Genomic DNA, 21153 nt, shown 5'->3' on the forward strand with positions numbered 1-21153 from the left:
GCCCGCAGGAATGGCGGTCGTCATGCACAGCCCCGATGCCCGCCCGCCCCGGCTGCGCCTCTACATTGCTGCCGCCTACACCCTGCTGGTGATCCATGCCAGCCTCTATCCCTTCACCGGTTGGCGGGATTCGGGTGCTCCCTTGTGGGACTACCTGTCGGCGCCCTGGCCCCGCTACTACACCTTGTTCGACCTGGCCACCAATGTGGCGGCCTACATTCCTCTGGGATTCTTCTGGGGGGCGGCCCTCCAGGCCCGTCTACCCCGCTGGCTCGCTGTCATCCTGGCCGCTCTGATCGGGGCGAGTCTCAGTCTGAGCCTGGAAACGGCCCAGCACTTCCTGCCCAGTCGGGTGCCGTCCAACCTGGATCTGGGCAGCAACATTCTGGGCGCCCTGGCCGGCGCCCTCGCCGCCGCTGCTCTGGGGCGGCGCCTGCTCGACAGCGACCATCTGCGTGAACTGCGGGATCGCTGGGTGGTGCCGGGTCATGGGGGCGATTATGGCCTGGTGCTGCTGGCCCTGTGGCTGCTGACCCAGCTCAATCCCGAAATCCTGCTCTTCGGCTGTGGCGATTTGCGCCAGTGGCTGGGCCTGGCGCCCAGCTTCGAGTTCGATGCAGAGCGTTTCAGCCGCATCGAAACCGGCATTGCCGCCGCCGGCAGCCTTGCCGTGGGAATGGTGGCTGCCGGGGTGTTGCTCCGACGCCGGGGTGCGGCCCTGGCCTTGCTGTTCGTTCTGGCGATCCTGGTGCATAGCCTGGCCTCCGCCTTGCTGGTGGCACCGGACCAGGCCTTGCATTGGCTCACGCCGGGCAATCGTAGGGGCCTGATCCTGGGCCTGCTGCTGCTGCTGCCCGGCCTGTGGCTGAATCCGGTTCTGGGCCGGGTGCTGGCAGCCAGCGCCCTGTTGTTCGCCACGGCCCTGGTCAACCTGGCCCCGGAAAATCCCTATCTGGCCCAGGCCACCCAGGTCTGGGCCCAGGGCCACTTTCTCAATTTCAACGGACTGACCCGGCTGACATCCATGCTCTGGCCCTTTCTGGCCCTGCCCTGGCTGCTGCTGGCGGAGCGCGACCCATGGAAAGCAAGCAAAGCCTGACCGACCTGCGGGATGCCCTGCGTCGCTTCGCCGCCGAACGCCGCTGGGAGGTCTTCCACACCCCCAAGAATCTGGCCATGGCGATGATCGTCGAGGCCGCCGAACTGGTGGAGCACTTCCAGTGGCTGACACCGGAGCAGAGCATGGCCCTGCCGGCGGAGGTCCATGCCGAAGTGAGGGACGAGATCGCCGACACCTTCATCTATCTGTTGCGCATGGCCGATGTGCTGGAGATCGACCTGATCGACGCAGCCCGGGACAAGATGGTCAAGAACGCCCTGAAATATCCGGCGCTCCCGGCGGATTTGCGATAATCGCGGTTTTCACTTTCAGGGCAAGGTCATGAGCTTTTACGAACGTCACATCTTCTTTTGCGTCAACGAGCGGGACGAAGGCCAGATGTGCTGCAATGCCAGCGGCGGCGGGAAAATGCTGAACTACGCCAAGGACAAGATCAAGGCCCTCCAGGCCGACGGTCCGGGCAAGGTCCGGGTCAACAAGGCCGGCTGCCTGGGTCGCTGCGACAAGGGGCCGGTGGCCGTGGTGTACCCGGAAGGCGTCTGGTATTCCTTCGTGGATGAAGAAGACATCGACGAAATCGTCGACTCCCACCTGATCAAGGGCGAAGTGGTGGAGCGGCTGAAAGTCTAACGCGCATGGTCACCAGCACCACCACCGAGGATGCCAATGCGTAAAGGCCAATTGAACGCCCCCCACCCCCGTTCCACGGCCGGCTTCGGCGGCGCGAAGCAGTGCTTCGCGCAACCCCGCCTACGCCCCCTTCCCAGGGCGGGGCTACCCATTAGCTCGCTGCGCTCGACGGTCACCCCCGGTTCTGTGGATGCTTTTTCACGTTTAAAAGCAAGCTCATGTCCCGCCACGAACGTATTCTGATCGACGGCCCCACGGGCCGTATCGAGGTCTTTGTCGAAGCCGTGGACGGGGCGCGGGGCATCGCCCTGATCTCCCATCCCCATCCCCTTTTCGGCGGCAGCGCCGACAACAAGGTGGTGACCACCCTGGCGCGGACTTTCCGGGATCTGGGCTATGTCACGTTGCGGCCCAATTTCCGCGGTGTCGGTGGCTCCGAGGGGGATCACGATCATGGTGCCCAGGAAACCGATGACCAGCTCGCGGTGCTGGCATACGCCCGGCAGCGCTTCGGCGATCTGCCGGTGTTCCTGGCCGGTTTTTCCTTCGGCGCCTACGTCAGTACCCGGGTCGCCAAGTCCCTGGCCGATGCCGGGCGACCGGCGACGCGGCTGGTGCTGGTAGGTACGGCTGCCGGCTTTGTCGAAGGTGCCCGGAGTTACCGGAGCGAAGCTGTGGCCGCCGACACCATTGTCATCCACGGCTCCGCCGACGAGACCGTGCCCCTGGCCAATGTGCTGGCTTGGGCCGAGCCCCTGGATCTGCCGGTGACGGTGATTCCCGGCGCCGACCATTTCTTCCACCGCCGCCTGCACATCATCCGCGACATTATCAGCCGGGCCTGGAGGCATCCCGCGTAATGTCGCGCTGTCGTTCGTCATCCCTTTTTCGAGTCGTCGGGCCATGCCTCTGAATTCAGTACTGCGGGTCGAAGAGCTGCGCAAGTCCTACGGCAACCATGAAGTGGTGGCCGGGATTTCCTTCGAATTGAGGCCCGGCGAGTGTTTCGGCCTGCTGGGGCCCAACGGGGCTGGCAAGACCACCACCCTGCGCTGCTGCCTGGGCTTGACCGCTCCTGGCGGCGGACGCATCGAACTGGTGGGAGAACCGGTGCCGGTGCGGGCCCGGCAGGCTCGCGCCCGGGTCGGCGTGGTGCCTCAACTGGACAACCTGGACCCGGACTTCACTTGTGCGGAGAACCTGCTGGTCTATGGCCGCTACTTCGGCTTCAGGGATGAGGATATCCGGGCGCAGATTCCCCGCCTGATGGAATTCGCCGGTCTGGCCGGCAAGGAAAACGCCGACATCAAGACCCTCTCCGGCGGCATGAAGCGTCGCCTGACCCTGGCCCGGGCCCTGGTGAACGACCCGGACCTGCTGATCCTGGACGAGCCCACTACCGGGCTGGACCCCCAGGCCCGGCACCTGATCTGGGAACGCCTGAAGCGCCTCTTGGCCGAGGGCAAGACCATCCTGCTCACCACTCATTTCATGGACGAGGCCGAGCGCCTCTGTCACCGCCTGGCGGTGATGGATGCCGGGCGCATCATCCGTCAGGGCACCCCCCAGGGCCTGATCGGTGAATTCATCGAGCCCCATGTGGTGGAGGTGTTCGGCGAGGACGCGCCGGGCTGGGCCGAGGCCGAGGCGGGGCAGTTTGCCCGCCGTTGCGAGGTGAGTGGCGAGACGGCCTTCTGCTATGTGGAGGACGCCCGTCCCCTGCTGGACCATCTGGCGGAGCGTCCCCAGTTGCGCACCCTGCATCGGCCGGCCAATCTGGAGGATGTGTTCCTCAAGTTGACGGGGCGGGAGTTGCGGGATTAAGGCTCGCCCCCCTTCGCCCCCCTCCGGGGGGTTCGATACAGCTCGCTCTGCTCGATATTACGGGGCACTTTGTAGGGGCACCGAGGGCTTGCGGCTGGCGTCGCGTGCCGTTTTTCCTTGGGCCGGCCCGGCGGAAAAACTGCTTTTCGATGGCCATGAAAAGGCTCGCCCCCCTTCGCCCCCCTCCGGGGGGTTCGATACGGCTCGCTCTGCTCGATATTACGGGGCACTTTGTAGGGGCACCGAGGGCTTGCGGCTGGCGCCGCGTGCCGTTTTTCCTTGGGCCGGCCCGGCGGAAAAACTGCTTTTCGATGGCCATGAAAAGGCTCGCCTCCCTTCGCCACCCTCCGGGGGAGGCGATACGGCTCGCTGCGCTCGATATTACGGGGCACTTCGTAGGGGCACCGAGGGCTTGCGGCTGGCGCCGCGTGCCGCTTTCCCTTGTCCCACAGGGATTTCCTTCGGTCAGGGCGGCCTTGCGGGAAAGCTCGCTTTTCACGTTATCACCTAGGCTCTTATTTCTCCCCCGCGCCAGCGAAGCAGACCAGGCCGTGGCCCTGGCTCTTTGCCCGGTACATGGCCTGGTCGGCCAGGGCCAGCAGACGGTCGGCATCCTCGCCCTGGTCCGGATAGAGGCTGATGCCAATACTGGCCGAGATGGGTTCCGGGATACCGAGTTCCTTCGTCGCCAGGGCGATTCGGGCCTGAATGGCATCGGTCACCCGTTCCACGTCCGGGGGGCCGTTGATGGCGGGCAGCAGAATGGCGAATTCGTCGCCCCCCAGCCGCGCTACCGTGTCGGACTCCCGCAGGCATGCACTCAACTGCCGAGCCACCTGGCACAGCACCTGGTCCCCCGAACCATGGCCATGGCAGTCGTTGATGGTCTTGAAGCCGTCCAGGTCCAGGAAGAGCACCGCGAACCGGCTGGCCTCCCGACGCGCTCGCCGGATCAACTGGTTCATTCGGTCGAAGAACAGCTTGCGGTTGGGCAGGCAGGTCAGGTCATCGTGCAGGGCCTGATAGTTGAGCTCCCGCTCCAGGGCCTTGCGTGCCGAGATGTCGATGATCACGCCGACGATGGTGGGTTGGCCGTCGATCTCCACCACCCGGCCATGGGCCTCCAGTTCCAGCAGTCCGCCATCGGGGCGCAGGCCGATGAATTCGTAACGGGCGTCGCTGATATCTCCAGTCAGGCGCCGGGTCATGTATTCCTGCATGGTGGCACGGGATTCCGGTGCTACCAGGTCAAAGACGCTGGTACCGATGAATGCCGCTGCCGAGGGAACGCCATAGAGTTGCGCCAGCATTTGATTGGCATAGACCAGTTGGCCATCGCGAATCATGTAGATGCCGGCCAGGGATTGGTCCACCAGGCCGCGAAAGCGGGCGGTTTCTGAGGCCAGTTGTCGCTTCAGGGTCTTGGTCGCCTTCAGGACCGCCTGTTCCTGTTTCTTGCGCCGACCGATTTCCTCGACAAGCCCCAGTACCGAGAATTCTGAACCGCCTGACTTTATGGGTTGCAGAACGTAGCGGCACTGGTGGATTTTGCCGCCCGGAATGAAGGCATGGCGGGTTTCGAAATCCACGGGTTCCCCCGCCAGTGCCCGACGCAGATGGGCGCCCAGGGTGGTGCGCCCCCGCGGCGAACCCAGCGGATTGAAACCGATCAGCTTTTCCCGGGGAAGGGCGGTGATGGAGAGAAAAATTGGGTTGCAATCGACCACGCTCCCGGTATGGTCGATGACGAAGATGCCGAAGGGCGAGGCATCAAACAGGAAGCGATCGCCTATCCCCTGAGGCTCCGGCGCCGGAGTCATGCCGGGATGGCCTGGGGCAACGCCTTTCGGATCCTGTTCGATGTCGTCCATGGACCGGGTCCCCTGCGACTCTGGTTCAGGAATCCTAGTTGTAGTGCTGGCTGATTGCCAATCTTGCAGCCGGAGCCGGCTAGCTATCGGGACTCGATGTCCGTAATTTTCCGAGGGCACTGGCGGCCCCGGGATAGTTCTTCCGGGAAGCCAGCTTGAGCCAGTATTCGGCCTGGCGTTCGCTTTTGCGGGTGCCCAGTCCTTCCGCATACATGATGCCCAGGCGGTAGTGCGCCTCCGGCACCCCCAGGACGGCGATGTTGCGGAATATGCGCAGGGCCTCGGTGTACTCCTTCCGTGCATAGGCGGCATTCCCGGCCTGGAGCTGGCGGGCTGGATCGATCTGTACGAGCGGGCCTGCATCGGCCACCCGCAGCGGTGTATCCAGGGTGTCAGGCTCCATGGCTGCCCCGGTCGGCCCGGCTGCCAGGGCGACGCATATTCCGATCCAAAGGCGGGGGCGGGAAGACTTTGCAATCTGTGTGAATTTCATGACGACACTCCTGGGTAGTGGACGAGTGCCGGCCATGCGGGTGACGTTTGCGGCTCTGTCGATGGCGACGGGACCGGCAGCTGGCTGGCGTGGGACACTGCCCCTTAGCCCCTGTAGCTTTGCGTCACCGGCTTTCGCCGGGTTTGCGGTGGAAGCGATTCCACACCGCGCAGTTAGCCAGCCTCGGGGCGCGGGGTCAATCGCCGATTGCGTCGGACCTGGGCGTAGTTCACGGTTGTGCCGCGAACGACCTGAGCCCCTTGCTTGCCTCCCGCTCTCCGCCTATAGTCCCGCCCGCGGTCTGCGTACCGCTTGGGCATTACTTTCGCGGTTCCCGCTGTCCGGGGCCGTTGTTAAGCCGTGACGACTTCCCCGTCGCGGCGGCTGATTGATTGGGAGACATCATGAACTACCGTTCCTTGCGCCGTCTGGCGCTGGGCGGCCTTTGCGCCCTGGCGCTGGGTCTGCCCTTTTCCGCCCTAGCGGCGGAAAACGTGCTGCGGGTTTCCGCGATTCCCGACGAGGCACCCACCGAGTTGCAACGCAAGTTCGTGCCCCTGGGACAATACCTGGAGCAACAGACCGGCATGAAGGTCAGCTTCGTTCCGGTCTCCGACTACGCGGCCGTGGTTGAATCCCTGGCCACCGGCAAGCTGGACCTGGCCTGGCTGGGAGGCTTCACCTTCATCCAGGCCAAGCGGCGCACCCAGGGTACAGCGATCCCCATCGCGCAGCGGGCCGAGGACGCCAAGTTCACCTCCCGTTTCATCACCGCCAGCGAGGGCATCAAGAGTTTCGCCGACCTGAAGGGCAAGACCTTCGTCTTCGGTTCACCTTCCTCCACCTCGGGTCATCTGATGCCCCGCTACTTCCTGGGCCGGGAGGGGATCAACGCGGACAAGGACTTCAAGAACCTGGCCTTCTCCGGGGCCCATGACGCCACGGTGGCCTTTGTCGCCGCCGGCCGCGCCGATGCCGGCGTACTCAACGCCTCGGTCTGGGACAAGCTGGTGGAGCAGGGCAAGGTGGATACGGCCAAGGTGCGGGTGTTCGCCACCACGCCGCCCTACTTCGATTACAACTGGACGGTGCGCGGCGACCTGGACCCGGCGCTGGTGAAAAAGCTGACCGAGGCCTTCCTCAAGCTGGACCCAGCCAATCCGGCCCACAAGGAGATCATGGCCCTGCAACGGGCCAGCAAGTTCATCCCGACCAAAAAGGAAAATTACGAAGGGATAGAACAGGCTGCCCAGGCTGCCGGTTTGTTGAAGTAGGTATGAAAACGCTCGCCCCCCTTCGCCCCCCTCCGGGGGGTTCGAGTCGGCTCGCGGCGCTCGAAGCTACGGGGAACTCCGTAGCAGGGGCTTGCCGTTTGCGCCTCCGGCGCGTGTCGCTTTCCCTTGGGGCGGCCCGGCGGGAAAGCTGTTTGGTCACATAAACCGTCATGAGTTTTCGCCTGGAGGGCGTGGGCCTGACCCACGCCAACGGCCATCGCGCCCTGGTCGATATCGACCTGACGGCCCGGCCGGGAGAGCAGGTCGCGGTGATCGGCCCCTCGGGGGCCGGCAAGACCACGCTGCTGGCCCTGCTGGGCAGTGCCCTCGCGCCCAGCACCGGGCGCCTTGCGCTGCTGGACCAGCATCCCTGGATGCTGACACCGGGTGCCTTGCGCCGGCTGCGTGCCCGCATCGGCACGGTGCATCAGTCTCCACCCATCCCGCCCCGGCAGCGGGTGGTCACTGCCGTGCTGGCTGGCCGCCTGGGCCGCTGGCCCCTGTGGAAGGGCTTGCTCTCCCTGCTCTATCCCCTGGATATTCCCGGCGCCCGTGGGGCCCTGGCCCGGCTGGACCTGGGGGAACGCCTCTTCGATCGTTGCGATGCCATCTCGGGCGGCCAGTTGCAGCGGGTGGGTGTGGCCCGGGTGTTGTATCAACAGCCGGACCTGATCCTGGCCGACGAGCCCGTCTCGGCCCTGGACCCGACCCTGGCGCGGCAGACGGTGGCGGTCCTGTGCGCCGACGCCACGGCGCGCCAGGCCACGCTGGTGGCCAGTCTCCATGCGGTGGATCTGGCCCTGGCCCATTTCCCCCGCATCGTAGGCCTGCGGGAGGGGCGCATCGTTTTCGACTGCCCCGCCGGCCAGGTGAGCGAGGCCATGCTCCATGCCCTGTATGCCGCCGAAGGGGAGGCCCTGCCGGTCCTGGCGCGAGAACCCCGTAGCGACCCCCGGCCTGCTGGGCTATCCGAAGGTCACGCGTGGGGCTAACGGCCATGGCGGTAGGCGCCCCCCCTGATGATGAAACCCGTCACCCCGGCGCAGGCCGGGGTCCAGATCGGCGTCCCCCTGGATTCCGGCCTACGCCGGAATGACGAGGCGGTGTTTGTGATGTTTCACAAGATTGTTCCTCGTTTCACGTTAAGTGTCGCTACTCTCCGCCGTGATCCCGCCGCGCCGGGTCGTGCGCTGGCCCTGACCCTGGGCATCCTGCTGTTCTGGCAACTGGGGCGGATCGGCGAGTTCCAGCCCGGCCGGTTGCTGGAGCCGGGCAACCTCCGGGTGATGGGCAACTTTCTCCAGGGCTTCTATCCACCGGCCACGGATCGGGACTTTCTGAGCCTGCTGGCCCGTGCCACCCTGGAAACCCTGGCCATCGCCACGGCCGGCATCGCCCTGGCCCTGCTGCTGGCCCTGCCCCTGTCCCTGCTCATCTCCCAGGCCCTGTCCCTGAGCCGCCTGCTGCCCGGTCCCCGCCGGCCCGGCGGCATTCTGCTGCGCCAGGTCCTGCGGGGCCTGACCATGGTGCTGCGGGGTATCCCCGAACTGGTCTGGGCCCTGGCCCTGGTGCGGGTCTTCGGCCTGGGGCCGGCGGCCGGGGTGCTGGCCCTGGCCCTGACCTATGGCGGCATGCTGGCCAAGGTCTATGCCGAGATTCTCGAATCGGGAGACCGGCGCGCCGCCCGGGCCATCGTCGCCAGCGGCGGCGGACGCCTGGCAGCCCTGGGCTACGGACTGTTGCCGGGGGTGGCCCAGGAGCTGGTGTCCTACACCGTCTATCGCTGGGAATGCGCCCTGCGGGCTGCAGTGGTGATGGGCTTCGTCGGTGCCGGCGGCCTGGGCCAGTTGATGGACCAGGCCATGAAAATGCTCAACGGCGGCGAGGCCGCCGCCATCCTGCTGGCCTTCCTGTTGCTGGTGCTGGCGGCGGACGGCTTCTCCGCCCTGTTGCGGCGGGGACTGGAAACCGTGGATCGACGCCGTCCGGCGGCCCTGGGGCCCCTGGCCTGGGGCCTGCTGCTGGGCCTGGCGCTGGCGGTGGCGGCCAGCTTCCGTTTTCTCGAGCTGGGCCTGTCGGCCCTGGCCAGCGTCGATACCCTGACCCAGGTGCTGCGCTTTGCCGCCGACTTCTTTCCCGTCGATTTTTCTTCCGAGTGGCGCCACAAAGTTTTTCAGGGATCCTTGCAGACCATCGCCATCTCGGCCCTGGGCACACTGCTGGCGATGGCCCTGGGTCTGCTCCTGGCCCTGCCTTCCTCCCGACTGTGGCGTGGCGTCACTCGCCTTGTGCTCAATACCCTGCGTTCGGTGCCGGAACTGGTCTGGGCCACCCTGATGGTGCTGGCGGCGGGCCTGGGGCCCTTTGCCGGCACCCTGGCCCTGGCCCTGCACACCACCGGCGTGCTGGGCCGTCTGTTCGCCGAGGCTCTGGAAAACACGCCGCGCCAGCCCCGGGATGCCCTGGCGGTGACGGGAAGCCGTTCATTCCTGGCCTTTCTCTATGGCACCTTGCCCGGGGTGCTGCCCCAGCTTGCAGCCTACAGTCTCTATCGTTGGGAAATGAATATCCGCATGGCGGCCATCCTGGGCTTCGTCGGCGCCGGCGGTCTGGGGCAATTGCTCTACGTGGAGTTGTCACTCTTCCACTATGCCCAGGCCAGCACGGTGATCGGCGCCATGCTGCTGCTTTCGCTGATGGTGGATGGTGCCAGCGCGGCCCTGCGCCGCCGACTCTGAGCCCATATCGCCCCCCAATTTTGCCTGTAGCTGTGACATAGAATGGGGACACGGCATGAGATGGTGCTGATCGGCGCCTGTCTCTGACGGCAAGTTTTGGATAAAGGCGCGAGGCCTGCTCTTGCAAAAGAATCGTTACCCACTTCTGGTTCTGATCTCCAGCGTCCTGCTGGCGGCCACGTTTTTGTCTATCGCCCTGGTCCGTCAGGGGAAGGACCAGCAGGAGTTCGAGCAGCATCTGGCGAACGATGGCCGACAGGCTCAGGCGGCTTTCCAGATTGCGGCAGCCAACCAGGAACTTCAGTTATTGACCCTGGCGGCTCTGGTGGCCAACTCACCGCGGGTGGCGGCGCTGTTCGCCCAGGGCCGGGAGGCGGTATTGGCCGAAGGGGGTGGCCCAGGCCAGTCCCGCAGTGCCGAGGCGAGGGCGGCCCTGATGCGGGAAGTGGAGCCTGCCTGGCGTGTCCTGCAACAGCAATTCGGTCTGCGCCAGTTGCATTTTTTTCTGGCCCCCGGTGCCTTGTCCTATCTGCGGGTGCACCATCCGGACAAGTTCGGGGATCGCATCGACGATGTGCGTCCGATTATTGTCGATGTCAATCGGGACCAGCGGCCCCGTTCCGGCTTCGAGACGGGACGGCTCTATTCCGCACTGCGAGGTGTGGTTCCCGTGCTGTTGTCCCGCCCCGGCGGGAACCCCATGACGGTGGGCGCGGTGGAAGCCGGCGGTTCCTTCGAGCCCATTCTGTCCCTGCTGGATCGGCAACTGGACGCGGGGCTGGCGGTGACGGTGGATAGCACTCATGTGGAGGGGACGGTCTGGAACACCAACCTGCCCAATGCGGGCGAAAAGTTTCCCGGCTGCGACTGCTATCTGGAAATCACCTCCCGTCCAGAAATTCGGGCTTGGCTGACCCAGGGCCTGCTGCCCGATCAAAAGACTGGCCTCAGCTCCCGCCTGCTGGAATGGAAGGACCATAGCTACCATATGTTGCGCTTCCCCCTGCGGGACTATCTGGGCACCCTGGACTTGAAGCGCCCCACGGTAGGATCGGTGCTGATCTGGTCCGACATCAGCCGGCAGGTTGCCAATGAGCGCAACAAGGCCTGGCGTAACTGGGGGTTCAATTTTCTGGCTTACCTGGTGGCCCAGGCCGTACTCCTGCTGCTGCTGCAATATTTCCGCAAGGAATGGCAGCGTCGGCTGGACGCGGCCAAGGAAGCCGTGTCGGTTAGGGAACAGAGCCTGGATCTGGCCTTGAAGGGAGCCGACCTGGGCACCTGGGACTGGCATGTGCCCAGCAGCCGCGTGGAATTCAACGAACGCTGGGCACGGATGCTGGGCTATCGCCCGGACGAGCTGGAGGGGAACCTGGAGACCTGGTCCCGCCTGGTGCACCCCGACGACTGGCTCGCGCTCAATGCCGTCCTGGAGCCCCATCTGCGGGGCGATACGCCGGCTTACGAATCGGAACACCGCATGCGCCACAAGGACGGCCACTGGGTCTGGGTGCTGGATCGGGGCCGGGTGGTGGAGCGGGACGCCGTCGGGCAACCCCTGCGGGCGGCGGGAACCCACCTGGACATCACTGCCCGCCGTGACGCATTGGCGGCGGCGGAAGCCAGTCGGCGCGAGGTGGAGCATCTCTCCCGGCGCAACGAGCTGCTGCTGATGTCGGCCGGGGAAGGCATCTTCGGTCTCGACGTGCGGGGGCGGATTACCTTCATCAATCCGGCAGCCCTTTCGATGCTGGGTTACGGCAGCGCCGAGGTTATTGGCCAGGACTCCCATGCCCTGCTGCATCCCCGGCGGCAGGATGGAACAGCCTACCCCGAAGCGGAGTGCCCCATCTTCCGTACCCTCCATGACGGCATGACCCGCCATACCGAGGACTGGCTGATTCGCAAGGACGGCCAGGGTTTCCCGGTGGAATTGACAACCACGGCCATGAAGGAACAGGGGACCATCGAAGGGGCGGTGACGGTGTTCCAGAACATCGAGGTGCGCCGCCAGGCCGAGGCGGAAATGATTCGCCTGGCCACCATCGATTCCCTGACCGGCTTGCTCAACCGCCGCTGTTTCCTGGAGCAGGCGGAAAAGGAAATGGCCCGGGTCAGGCGTTTCAACCAGGGCGCGGCCCTGCTGATGCTGGACCTGGATTTCTTCAAACGGGTCAATGATACTCATGGCCATGCCGCCGGAGATGGGGTCCTGCGGCATTTCGCCACCCTGTCCCGGGACAGCCTGCGTCAGGTGGATCTCTTCGGCCGCCTGGGGGGCGAGGAGTTCGGCATCCTGCTGCCCGCCACCGACGAGGTTGGTGCCCGGGAGACGGCCGAGCGCCTGCGGGGGCGGCTGGAGGGCCACCCTGCTGAATTCCAGGGAATCACCATTGCTGTCACCGTCAGTATCGGACTGACCCTGCTCAGTGCTGCCGATGCTTCCCTGGATATTGTCATCAATCGGGCCGATGCCGCCCTCTATCGGGCCAAGCATCAGGGTCGCAATCGGGTCGAGGCGGTGATTTAAGGCTCGCCCCCCTTCGCCCCCCTCCGGGGGGTTCGAGTCGGCTCGCTGCGCTCGATATCACGGGGCACTCCGTAGCGGCACCGAGAGGTTGCGGCTGGCGCCGCTTGCCGTTTTTCCTTGGGTCGGCCCGGCGGAAAAACTGCTTTTCGATGAGCATGGAAAGGCTCGCCCCCCTTCGCCCCCTCCGAGGGGTTCGAGTCGGCTCGCTGCGCTCGATATTACGGGGCACTCCGTAGCGGCACCGAGAGGTCGCGGCTAGCGCCGCTTGCCGTTTTTCCTTGTCCCACAGGGATTTCCTTCGGTCAGGGCGGCCCGGCGGGAAAACTCATTTTCCCCATTACGGTAACGCGTAGGGTCATGTGGGGTCGCTTACCCACGGCAGTTCGTCGGCTTCCAGGGGCTCGTGGCTGACCAACTGTCGTTCCAGTACTTCCAGGGTGGCCTCGGATGCGTCCCGTCCCTTGCGGGCGCGGGCAGCCACCCGCTGCCGCAGCACCTCTACCGGGGCCGACGGAGCCAGGATGGCGAAGGGCACTGTGCAGGTTTCGGACAGGGCATGGAACTCATCCCGCTCCCTGCGCTTAAGGAAGGCGGCGTCGACGATCACTGACCAGCCCTGGCCCAGCACCTGCCGCGCCAGTTCGGCCAGCCGTCGATAGGTGCGCTCATGGGCCTGAGCGTCGTAGAGCCCGCTGTCCAGGGCCGAGCCGCTCCGGTCCAGGGCTCCCAGGCCGAACAGGCGCTTGCGCTCCACGTCGGAGCGCAGGCGGACTGTGGCGGCCGCCGGGTCTGTCAGCAGGCGCTGGCGCGAGGCCCGGCTCTTGCCGCTGCCGGAGAGGCCGAAGGTGATGGTCAGGGTAGGCGCTGCGGGTGTGCTCAGGCGTGCGGCCAGTGCCAGGTAGCCTTGTGCTGCCGCCAGATTCCCGTCGCTTTGGGCGGCCCGCAGGGCGGCTACTTTGGCCCTTACCATGGACCGGTAGACGGCGTAGAAGCGCAGTACCGTCAGGGCGTCGAAATCACCGCTGTGGGCCAACCATTCATTGATGAACCAGCAGGCCAAACCCGGCTGGCCGTGATCGATCAGATCCACATAGGTGAAGGCGATTTCGCTGGCCACATCGATCCAGCGAAAGCCTTCGTTGAACTCGATGCAGTCGAAGGGCAGCACCTGCTCGCCGAGCAGCACCAGATTGCCCAGATGCAAGTCTCCGTGGCATTCACGCACCCGGCCCCGGGTCTTGCGCCGGGTAAAGTCGTCTTCACGGCGGTGGAGTTCGTCGTGGGTCCAGTGTTCCAGGGCCGACAGCATGGGCTCGTCATGGGGTGCCAGCAGGTGTCGCAGCTCATCGAAGTTTTCCAGTGAATCGGCGGCCACCCGTACCGGGGTGCCATGGGGCGAGTCCGGCGCCGCGGCCGCTGCCAAGTCATGGAAGCCTGCCATGGCGGAGGCCAGGCCGCTGATGTGCTGATACGTGAGTTCGCCCCGGTCACAGACGTGATCCAGGCGCCCTTCCTCGGCGAAACGGCGCATCACCACGGCATGTTCGATCACGGGGCCCGTGCCGTTCCAGACCGGGTCCGAGATACTGCCGGTGAGGCGGGCCACTTCCAGATAGAGGTCCGGAGCAAAGCGGCGGTTGAGGCGCAGCTCTGCTTCACAGCAGGCTTGGCGTTTTTCCAGATTGCCGTAGTCGAGGAAGGGCAGGGTGACCGGCTTCTTGATCTTGTAGGCCCGTTCCCCCGCCAGTAGCAGCCAGGAGGCATGGGTTTCCACCAGATCCACCCGCTCCACCGGGCCAGGATAGCGGGCCGGGTTCAGCAGGGCGGCGATCAGGGGTGGCAGGCTCATGATGGCTCCCATTATGCCCCCAGGGTTCCGGGCAATACTTTGCGGGCCATGGCCCGGCTCTTTTCCTGTTCCCTCCGGCTATCCCCGTTCGACCCGGAGTGGCGGGGGTAATTTGCTGAGGAATGGCGCAAGGGGCAATCTAATCGGTTCTTTAGAAACAACTTTAGTAATAAGGGCATAGGTAGAATATCCACCCAGCCCATTTTGAAAATTCACCTGGAGAGAATGGCGATGAAATCAAGACCCGTGAATTCGGGGGCGAGTGATCGTTCCTCTCCTCTCCAAGGGAAGGAAGTCATCCGTTCCCGCCCCCGCGTTCTTGCACTGCTGCTGGCCGCCGCAGGCCTGTGTTCCCTGCCGGCCTTCGCCCAGCTGGCAGCCAATGCCCTGCCCGGCGGCGGTGTGGTCACCGCCGGTAGCGCCGCCATCAGCCAGACTGGCAACGCCATGCGCATCGACCAGTCTTCAGGCCGTGCCATCATCGACTGGCAAAGTTTCAACATCGGTCGTGACGCCTCGGTCCACTTCCAGCAGCCAGGTGCTTCCTCCATTGCCTTGAACCGGGTTGGTACCGATGGAGGGAGGTCCTTCATCGAAGGGCGCCTTTCCGCCAACGGCCAGGTCTGGCTGCTCAATCCCGGGGGCGTGATGTTCGGCCCTGGCGCCCGGGTCGATGTGGGTGGCCTGGCGGCTTCCAGCCTGGGCTTGAGCAATGACGACTTCCTCAGCGGCCGCTACCTTTTTAGCAAGGATGGCGCCGGCAGCATCGTCAACCAGGGCAGTCTCGATACCGCCGATGGCGGCTACGTTGCACTGATGGCGCCAGAGATAAGAAACGAAGGGGTGATCAGCGCCCATCTGGGCAATGTCTCCCTGGCCAGCGGCGAAGATCTGCGTCTGGACTTTGCCGGCGACCGCCTGATAGAGATCAAGGTGGAAAGAGCTGCGGTCAATGGCCTGATCGACAATCGGCAACTGATTGCGGCCGACGGAGGCATGGTGCTGATGAGCACCAGCGCGGCTGGCAATTTGACGGCGGGCGCTATCAACAATCAAGGCGTGGTGCGGGCCACCACGGTCAGCGAGCAGGCGGGCACCATCAAGTTGCTGGCGGGTTCCGTGACTGTGGGCGGCACTCTCGACGCTTCGGCCCCCCATGGCGGTGATGGCGGTTTCATCGAGACGTCCGGCGCCCAGGTCAAAACAGAGTCCGGTGTCCACATCACCACTGTCGCTCCCCTGGGCAAGACCGGCACCTGGCTGATCGATCCCAACGACTATCTGATTGCCGCCAGCGGCGACATTTCCGGTACGGCTCTCTCCAGCCAGCTCAACAGCACCAATGTCACCATCCAGACCGCCACCCAGGGCACCCCGGGCAACGGCGATATCTGGGTCAGCGATCCCGTCTCCTGGAGTGCGAACACCACTCTTTCGCTGCAGGCCCAGCGGTATGTGCAAATCTTCGGCAATGTCACTGCCACCGGGAGCAGTTCCAAGCTGGAGGCCATTGCGCCTAACGATATTCTCGTGGATGGCAATGTTCAGGCGGGCGCTGTGGTTTATCAGAGCAATGATGTGGACCTGACGGGAAGCACCACCTCGGGTAGTTACGTGGCCATTGCACCCTACAGCACAACGGTGCCCATCCGTATCGAAACCACGCCCACCCTCAACACGCTCAGCATCACACCCACCGAACTGGCCACCCTGCATACGCCGACGGATCCTTCACTGGGCTACCTGGCCTCGGTTCGCATTGGTGGTCTGGATGCTGCTCACACCAATCCGGTGACCGTGGCAGCCACGGTGAACGCCAGCCAGTTTGACAGCGGAGTGCTGATGCTGTCGGGAGGCACCGTGACCATCAGTTCCGCGATCAATTTGAATGGTACCGGCAGCAAGGCCGTGCTGTTGGCCTCCGGTAGCGGAGGAACCGTTCTGAATGCCCCCATCGCGGCCAATTACGGCATGATTGTTGCGCTCGGCGGAGGCAATCTGTCCCAGAACAGCAGTGGCACGATCACCTCACCGGCCCTGATGGTCGGCGGACTCGATGCCAACTTCCAGCTGACCAACATGGGCAGCGGCAGCGTTGCCCTTACCTCTGCCGCCAATGCCGTGGGGAGCATTGCTGGCGGCGTGACCGGGGATTTCCGGTTTGCCAACGGCAGCAGTGCCCTTTCGGTCATTTCGAGCAGTAACCCCGATACTACCTACAACGGCATTACCGCCACCAACGTCACTCTCAATGCCACCAACCTGACGGTTGATGCTCCGATCACCGGCAGCAAGGCGGTGACCCTGGAGACTCCGGGTACGCTGTCGGTCAAGGCTGCGGTTTCCGGCTCCGGGGCGGGCAGTGCGACAGAGATTGGGGTGGACTACCGGGCCAACAGTATGGCGCTGACCGGGATAACCACTGCCACCGCTGGCTCCCTCATCGTAGAGCCCTACGATGCTAGCCGTGCCATTCGTATCGAGTCCTCCCCCACGGCGGGTGTGCTGAGCCTGAGTCCGACCCAGATTTCCACTCTGCACACCGCTATCGACTGGGACCTTTCGCTCTACACATCAGGCGGAAACATCAGCGTGGCAGCAGGGCTGTCCAGTGGTCAAATGACGACGGGCATTCTGGATCTCAGCACGAATAGCGGCAGCGTCAGCATTGATGCGCCGATCAGCTTCAGTGGTACCGGTATGCCCTGGCAGGGCATGAGCGCCAGCGGCACAGGCAGTACAGCCCTGTCCGTTCGTTCCGGTAGCGGGGGGATTAATTTCAATGCACCCGTATCCGTCAACAATGCGGTGTATTTACTACCTCGCGGCGGCACCGCCACCCAAACTTCGAGCGCATCGCTCACCGCGCAGATTCTGGTAGCCACCGCCCATGATGGTGGCAGCGTACTTCCAGGCAACATAGTCTTTGACGGCGCGGCGAATGCTGTAACTCGTGTGGCAGGCAAGGCAACTGGATCCTTCTGGGTCGTCAATGACTACACCCAGCCCCTGTCTGTCGTGTCGTCGTCATTGCCGAATGGAACGGTCAGTGGCATCACCGCATACAATATTGGACTCTACGCCGGCAACCTGACTCTCGATGCACCATTGGTGGCAACGGGGACTGGGGCGGTGACGGTCGGCAGCACCAGCACGACAGACCCTCTATGCAGCAGCAATTGTGTGCGCCCCCATGTGGAGCTGGGTATCAAGTCTGCGGCGACCAGTGGGCAATTAATCAATAATGTGGGTACCAATGCCATCACAGTACCGAGTGGCAAGCACTGGTTTCTGCAGGCTCAGAAGCCTTCCCTGGTCACCCTGAACGGCCTGACGCCGGATGCCGTGTCTTACGATGCGTCGATCATCCAGGGCAATATCCTGCTGTCGTCGAATCGGGTGTTCTACTTCGGCCAGGATGCCACACCGACACCGACACCGACACCGACACCGACACCGACACCGACACCAACACCAACACCAACACCAACACCAACACCAACACCAACACCAACACCAACGCCAACGCCAACGCCAACGCCAACGCCAACACCAGTGGTGGAGCCGACCAGTTCCAACAGTTCGGCCACGACGACCAACGCCACCGCGGTGGCCCAGCAGTCCACCACGACAACGGTGTCCACGGCATCGGCAGGCGATGCCGGTAGCGGCGGTGCCACGATGAGAAACTTCCCCGCATCCAGTGACGCGTCGACGGGGACGCCACCGCCCAAGCTCATTGTTGATGCCAGCAAGTCTGTGCCCACCCGGGCGGGAGTGCTTTCTCGTAGTGACCTGCAAGCCATGAGCCGACAGGCCCATGAGGCTCGCACCCAATTGTTCGGAGATGCCCTGGCAATGCTGGCCAGGGACCCATCTGCGGCAGATGTTCCGAACTGTGGGGAGGGGGAAAGCAGCGGCCTCTGCATTGCCGCCGCAAAAGGCAAGTCCAGCGAGATGATGATCGCAGTGGAGCAAAACTTTGCTCCGGTAGTGAAACGCAAAGTGGCGCTGCTGATTGGCAACAATCGTTACCGCTCACCGATTCCCAATCTGGATACTGCCATCAACGATGTTGTGGCCATCGGTGCCCAGCTCAGGGAAAAGCTCGGTTACGAAGTGAAGGTATTGGAGAATGCCAGCCGCAAGGACATCATTGATGCCATGAATGTCGTAATCCGTGGTGTCGAGGCGGAGGATAGCGTGTTGGTGATGTATGCCGGCCATGGCTACCTGAACGAAGGCGACAACATGGGTTACTGGATTCCGGTGGATGGCGACGCCAGCACACCGGACAAGTGGATATCCAACACCACGATTGCACGGGGATTGGCCAACATCCCGGCCAAGCAGGTGATGCTGGTGTCCGATAGTTGCTACTCAGGCACCCTCACCAGGGAAGGCAAGGTTGCCGAGATGGTGGGTGTCAATCGGGAGCAGGCGCTGACACGGAGATCGGTGATGGCTATGTCTTCCGGGGCAGAGGAACCTGTTTCCGATGAGGGCTATGAAGATCACTCGATCTTCGCCTGGAACATGATTCAGATGTTGGGGCAGATGAAGGGTGATCTTTCCGGTCAGCAACTCCACGCCAGGATCAGGGAAGCGGTGACCAAGGACTTTCCCCAGGAACCTCAATATGGCACCGTCGTTTCTGCCGGTCACCGCGAGGGTGGTGAGTATCTGTTGATGCCGAAGAACTGAGAGACCGCGATCATGACTACTCGCACCCGCCTTGTCTGTGTCCTGGCTCTTGCCTGCCTGGCTACTCCCGCATGGTCTGCTCCTCCCGATGCGGGGGCTTTTATACGTGAAGAAATGCTGCGTCGTCGTCAGAGTCAACTTGACGCTTATGAAGATGCTGGAGCCTCAGTGTCAGAGGAGGTACAACGCCCTGATGCCGCCCCCAAGTTGGCTTTTCGTGATTCCGGCTCCCTGATGCGGGATGAGACCCAGCGCGAGCGTCCCCCCGTCCCAGCCATGCCGCCGCCTCCGCCTGCCGTGGTCAAGGAAGCGCCTAAACCGGATACCAGTTCGGCTAAGCCGCCTGCTCAGGAAGCCCCGGCCAAAGAGAAGTCCAAGTCGGATGTCAGCCCGACTGTGCCGCGTCCGGTGGAGTCTCCAACCAAGGAGAAATCCACGCCAGGGGGCAGTTCGTCGACGTCACCCACTCCGGAGTCCCCGGCGAAAGAGAAGCAGATGCCCAAGCCGGATGCCAGTCCGGCTGCCCCCCGTTCACAAGAATCACCAGTACCGGAGAAACCCAAGTCCGATGCCGGGCAGGCCATTCCCGTGCGTGCCTTCCGCCTCAACGGACTGACTGCCCTGCCGGAGACGGAAGCCCAGGCCTTGCTTGCGGAACATGTCGGCCAGCCCACAAGTCTGGAGGGACTTCATCGGATTGCCGAGAAATTGGAGCAGTGGCTCAAGGCCCGGGGGCTGTTCCTGGCCCGAGCGTACGTGCCACCCCAGGAAATAAAGGACGGCGTGATTGAAGTTCGTGTCATGGAGGGCAAGCTGGAGGGGATCGACATCAAGCGTGCGCCCGGGACCCGTATTGACGAGGACACGCTGCGCCTCACCCTGGCCACCAGTCTGTCGGCCGGGATGGCTTTGGAGCAGGAGCGTCTGGAGCGTGGCCTGCTGCTGCTGAACGACCTTCCCGCCACCAGCGCCCGTGCCGTACTGGTTCCGGGCAAGGCGCCGGGAACCACCCGTGTGGTAGTGGAAGCGGCCCAGGGGGAGGTGTATACGGGCAGCGTGGAGTTGGACAACGGCGGCAATCGCTACACTGGCGCTGCCCGACTGACCGCGACATTGTTCATCAACGATCTTTCTGGCCGGGGCGACCTGGGAACGATTCGTGCAGTTGCCAGTGAGGGCAGCAGTTTCGCTCGGGTCGGCTGGAGCCTGCCCCTGGGCAACGCTGGCTGGCGCGCAGGGGCGGCTCTGATCGACTCTCGCTTCACGCTGTGTTGCGATCCGGCCGCCGAGACCCTGCAATCGAGCGGTCAGGCGAGGGCGGTCTCGGCCTATGTCAGCTATCCTCTGGTAAGGACCCGGCTCTCCAATCTGTCGCTGTCGGCCAATATGGCCCAGCGTCATTTTGTCGACCGCTCCCTGGGCGCCAACATCAGTGACAAGCAGAGCGACACCCTGACTCTGGCTCTCAATGGCGATCGTAGCGCGCTGAGCGGCCAGGGTGCCTACTCCACTTATGGCTTGCAGTGGGTGACGGGCCGTATGGATCTGGCCGATCTGGCGGCGGATCTTGCCCAGGATGCCCTGACCGCCAGAACCCACGGGGGATTCCTCAAGTGGACAGCCCAGGCTTCCCACTTGCAGCGCCTGAGTGGCAACTCGGCTCTGTATGGGGCGCTGTCCGGCCAATGGTCGGACAGGAATCTGGATTCCTCGGAGAAATTCGTACTCGGAGGCCTCCAGGGCGTTCGCGCCTATCCCAGCGGCGAAGCCACCGGAGATGAAGGCTGGTTGGCTACCGTCGAATGGCGCCGGGAACTCGACCGGGACTGGCGTCTCGCCCTGTTCGCCGACCATGGGGTGGTCAGTCTGCACAAGAGCCCCTGGACCAATTGGAACGCAGCGACACCGGGCCTGAGCAACCACTATGCCCTTTCCGGCATCGGCGCATCCCTGGCGTGGTCGGCCACACCCCGCAGCCAGATTGTCGCCACCCTGGCCTCGAAAATAGGCAGCAACCCGGCCCGGGACACCCAGGGACGGGACAGCGACAATCGCTCCGACAATTTGCGCCTCTGGTTGCAGGGCAATGTGATGTTCTGATCGGCCACCCTGCCCTTCGT

The 21153-nt window shown here is 64.1% G+C and carries 14 protein-coding genes and 1 riboswitch; of the genes, 11 read left to right on the forward strand and 3 right to left on the reverse strand.

Translation table 11 applies throughout. The features are described 5' to 3' along the window. Window positions 1-22 precede the first annotated feature (22 nt). From DENOEST_RS00800 to DENOEST_RS00820, 5 genes are all read left to right on the forward strand, one after another. The gene (locus tag DENOEST_RS00800; RefSeq protein WP_145770169.1) at window positions 23-1099 is read left to right on the forward strand and encodes a VanZ family protein; all 1077 of its coding nucleotides are present in this window, start codon (window positions 23-25) and stop codon (window positions 1097-1099) included. Further along, complete coding sequence (locus DENOEST_RS00805) at window positions 1078-1413, forward strand: nucleotide pyrophosphohydrolase (protein ID WP_145770168.1); 336 nt, start codon at window positions 1078-1080, stop codon at window positions 1411-1413. Before DENOEST_RS00800 ends, DENOEST_RS00805 begins: the two co-directional genes overlap by 22 nt. A gap of 28 nt (window positions 1414-1441) precedes the next feature. Beyond that, the gene (locus DENOEST_RS00810) at window positions 1442-1750 is read left to right on the forward strand and encodes a (2Fe-2S) ferredoxin domain-containing protein (protein ID WP_145770167.1); all 309 of its coding nucleotides are present in this window, start codon (window positions 1442-1444) and stop codon (window positions 1748-1750) included. A 218-nt stretch (window positions 1751-1968) separates the two neighbouring features. Beyond that, the gene (locus DENOEST_RS00815; RefSeq protein ID WP_145770166.1) at window positions 1969-2610 is read left to right on the forward strand and encodes an alpha/beta hydrolase; all 642 of its coding nucleotides are present in this window, start codon (window positions 1969-1971) and stop codon (window positions 2608-2610) included. 43 nt (window positions 2611-2653) lie between these two features. Continuing rightward, window positions 2654-3574, forward strand: a complete 921-nt coding sequence (locus DENOEST_RS00820; protein WP_145770165.1) for an ATP-binding cassette domain-containing protein — start codon at window positions 2654-2656, stop codon at window positions 3572-3574. Between the two features lie 515 nt (window positions 3575-4089). On the opposite strand, the gene DENOEST_RS00825 is transcribed toward DENOEST_RS00820, so the two are convergent. Next, window positions 4090-5445 (reverse strand): sensor domain-containing protein, encoded by a 1356-nt coding sequence (locus tag DENOEST_RS00825; RefSeq protein ID WP_170228152.1) that lies wholly within the window; start codon window positions 5443-5445, stop codon window positions 4090-4092. 79 nt (window positions 5446-5524) lie between these two features. Next, complete coding sequence (locus DENOEST_RS00830; protein ID WP_170228151.1) at window positions 5525-5938, reverse strand: tetratricopeptide repeat protein; 414 nt, start codon at window positions 5936-5938, stop codon at window positions 5525-5527. Window positions 5939-6010: 72 nt separating this feature from the next. After that, window positions 6011-6096: riboswitch (cyclic di-GMP riboswitch) on the reverse strand. A gap of 246 nt (window positions 6097-6342) precedes the next feature. On the opposite strand from DENOEST_RS00830, the gene DENOEST_RS00835 reads away from it, so the two are divergent. The 4 genes from DENOEST_RS00835 to DENOEST_RS00850 all read left to right on the forward strand — a co-directional run bounded on the left by DENOEST_RS00835 (window position 6343) and on the right by DENOEST_RS00850 (window position 12480). Further along, window positions 6343-7212, forward strand: a complete 870-nt coding sequence (locus DENOEST_RS00835) for a putative selenate ABC transporter substrate-binding protein (protein ID WP_145770162.1) — start codon at window positions 6343-6345, stop codon at window positions 7210-7212. A 170-nt stretch (window positions 7213-7382) separates the two neighbouring features. Beyond that, window positions 7383-8204, forward strand: a complete 822-nt coding sequence (locus DENOEST_RS00840) for a phosphonate ABC transporter ATP-binding protein (protein WP_145770161.1) — start codon at window positions 7383-7385, stop codon at window positions 8202-8204. 27 nt (window positions 8205-8231) lie between these two features. Beyond that, window positions 8232-9950: a phosphonate ABC transporter, permease protein PhnE gene (gene phnE / locus DENOEST_RS20040; RefSeq protein ID WP_232096406.1), complete on the forward strand. Its 1719-nt coding sequence runs from the start codon at window positions 8232-8234 to the stop codon at window positions 9948-9950. Window positions 9951-10071: 121 nt separating this feature from the next. After that, on the forward strand, window positions 10072-12480 hold the full coding sequence (locus DENOEST_RS00850) for a sensor domain-containing diguanylate cyclase (RefSeq protein WP_145770160.1): 2409 nt from the start codon (window positions 10072-10074) through the stop codon (window positions 12478-12480). Window positions 12481-12835: 355 nt separating this feature from the next. On the opposite strand, the gene DENOEST_RS00855 is transcribed toward DENOEST_RS00850, so the two are convergent. Next, on the reverse strand, window positions 12836-14329 hold the full coding sequence (locus DENOEST_RS00855; protein ID WP_145770159.1) for a bifunctional aminoglycoside phosphotransferase/ATP-binding protein: 1494 nt from the start codon (window positions 14327-14329) through the stop codon (window positions 12836-12838). Window positions 14330-14560: 231 nt separating this feature from the next. Between DENOEST_RS00855 and DENOEST_RS00860 the strand changes: the two genes are divergently transcribed. Both DENOEST_RS00860 and DENOEST_RS00865 read left to right on the forward strand, forming a co-directional pair. Beyond that, window positions 14561-19033, forward strand: coding sequence for a two-partner secretion domain-containing protein (locus tag DENOEST_RS00860; RefSeq protein ID WP_170228150.1), 4473 nt, complete (start codon window positions 14561-14563; stop codon window positions 19031-19033). A gap of 168 nt (window positions 19034-19201) precedes the next feature. Then, on the forward strand, window positions 19202-21133 hold the full coding sequence (locus DENOEST_RS00865; RefSeq protein WP_170228149.1) for a ShlB/FhaC/HecB family hemolysin secretion/activation protein: 1932 nt from the start codon (window positions 19202-19204) through the stop codon (window positions 21131-21133). Window positions 21134-21153: the final 20 nt, after the last annotated feature.

It is taken from the genome of Denitratisoma oestradiolicum, assembly GCF_902813185.1.
GTDB classification, from domain to species: domain Bacteria; phylum Pseudomonadota; class Gammaproteobacteria; order Burkholderiales; family Rhodocyclaceae; genus Denitratisoma; species Denitratisoma oestradiolicum.

What these genes read in the sequence shown, in the direction of transcription:
- DENOEST_RS00800 (WP_145770169.1), top strand. Translation starts at nt 23, where the DNA reads ATGCACAGCCCCGATGCCCGCCCGCCCCGGCTGCGCCTCTACATTGCT.
- DENOEST_RS00805 (WP_145770168.1), top strand. Translation starts at nt 1,078, where the DNA reads ATGGAAAGCAAGCAAAGCCTGACCGACCTGCGGGATGCCCTGCGTCGC.
- DENOEST_RS00810 (WP_145770167.1), top strand. Translation starts at nt 1,442, where the DNA reads ATGAGCTTTTACGAACGTCACATCTTCTTTTGCGTCAACGAGCGGGAC.
- DENOEST_RS00815 (WP_145770166.1), top strand. Translation starts at nt 1,969, where the DNA reads ATGTCCCGCCACGAACGTATTCTGATCGACGGCCCCACGGGCCGTATC.
- DENOEST_RS00820 (WP_145770165.1), top strand. Translation starts at nt 2,654, where the DNA reads ATGCCTCTGAATTCAGTACTGCGGGTCGAAGAGCTGCGCAAGTCCTAC.
- DENOEST_RS00825 (WP_170228152.1), bottom strand. Translation starts at nt 5,445, where the DNA reads ATGGACGACATCGAACAGGATCCGAAAGGCGTTGCCCCAGGCCATCCC.
- DENOEST_RS00830 (WP_170228151.1), bottom strand. Translation starts at nt 5,938, where the DNA reads ATGAAATTCACACAGATTGCAAAGTCTTCCCGCCCCCGCCTTTGGATC.
- DENOEST_RS00835 (WP_145770162.1), top strand. Translation starts at nt 6,343, where the DNA reads ATGAACTACCGTTCCTTGCGCCGTCTGGCGCTGGGCGGCCTTTGCGCC.
- DENOEST_RS00840 (WP_145770161.1), top strand. Translation starts at nt 7,383, where the DNA reads ATGAGTTTTCGCCTGGAGGGCGTGGGCCTGACCCACGCCAACGGCCAT.
- phnE (WP_232096406.1), top strand. Translation starts at nt 8,232, where the DNA reads ATGATGAAACCCGTCACCCCGGCGCAGGCCGGGGTCCAGATCGGCGTC.
- DENOEST_RS00855 (WP_145770159.1), bottom strand. Translation starts at nt 14,329, where the DNA reads ATGAGCCTGCCACCCCTGATCGCCGCCCTGCTGAACCCGGCCCGCTAT.
- DENOEST_RS00860 (WP_170228150.1), top strand. Translation starts at nt 14,561, where the DNA reads ATGAAATCAAGACCCGTGAATTCGGGGGCGAGTGATCGTTCCTCTCCT.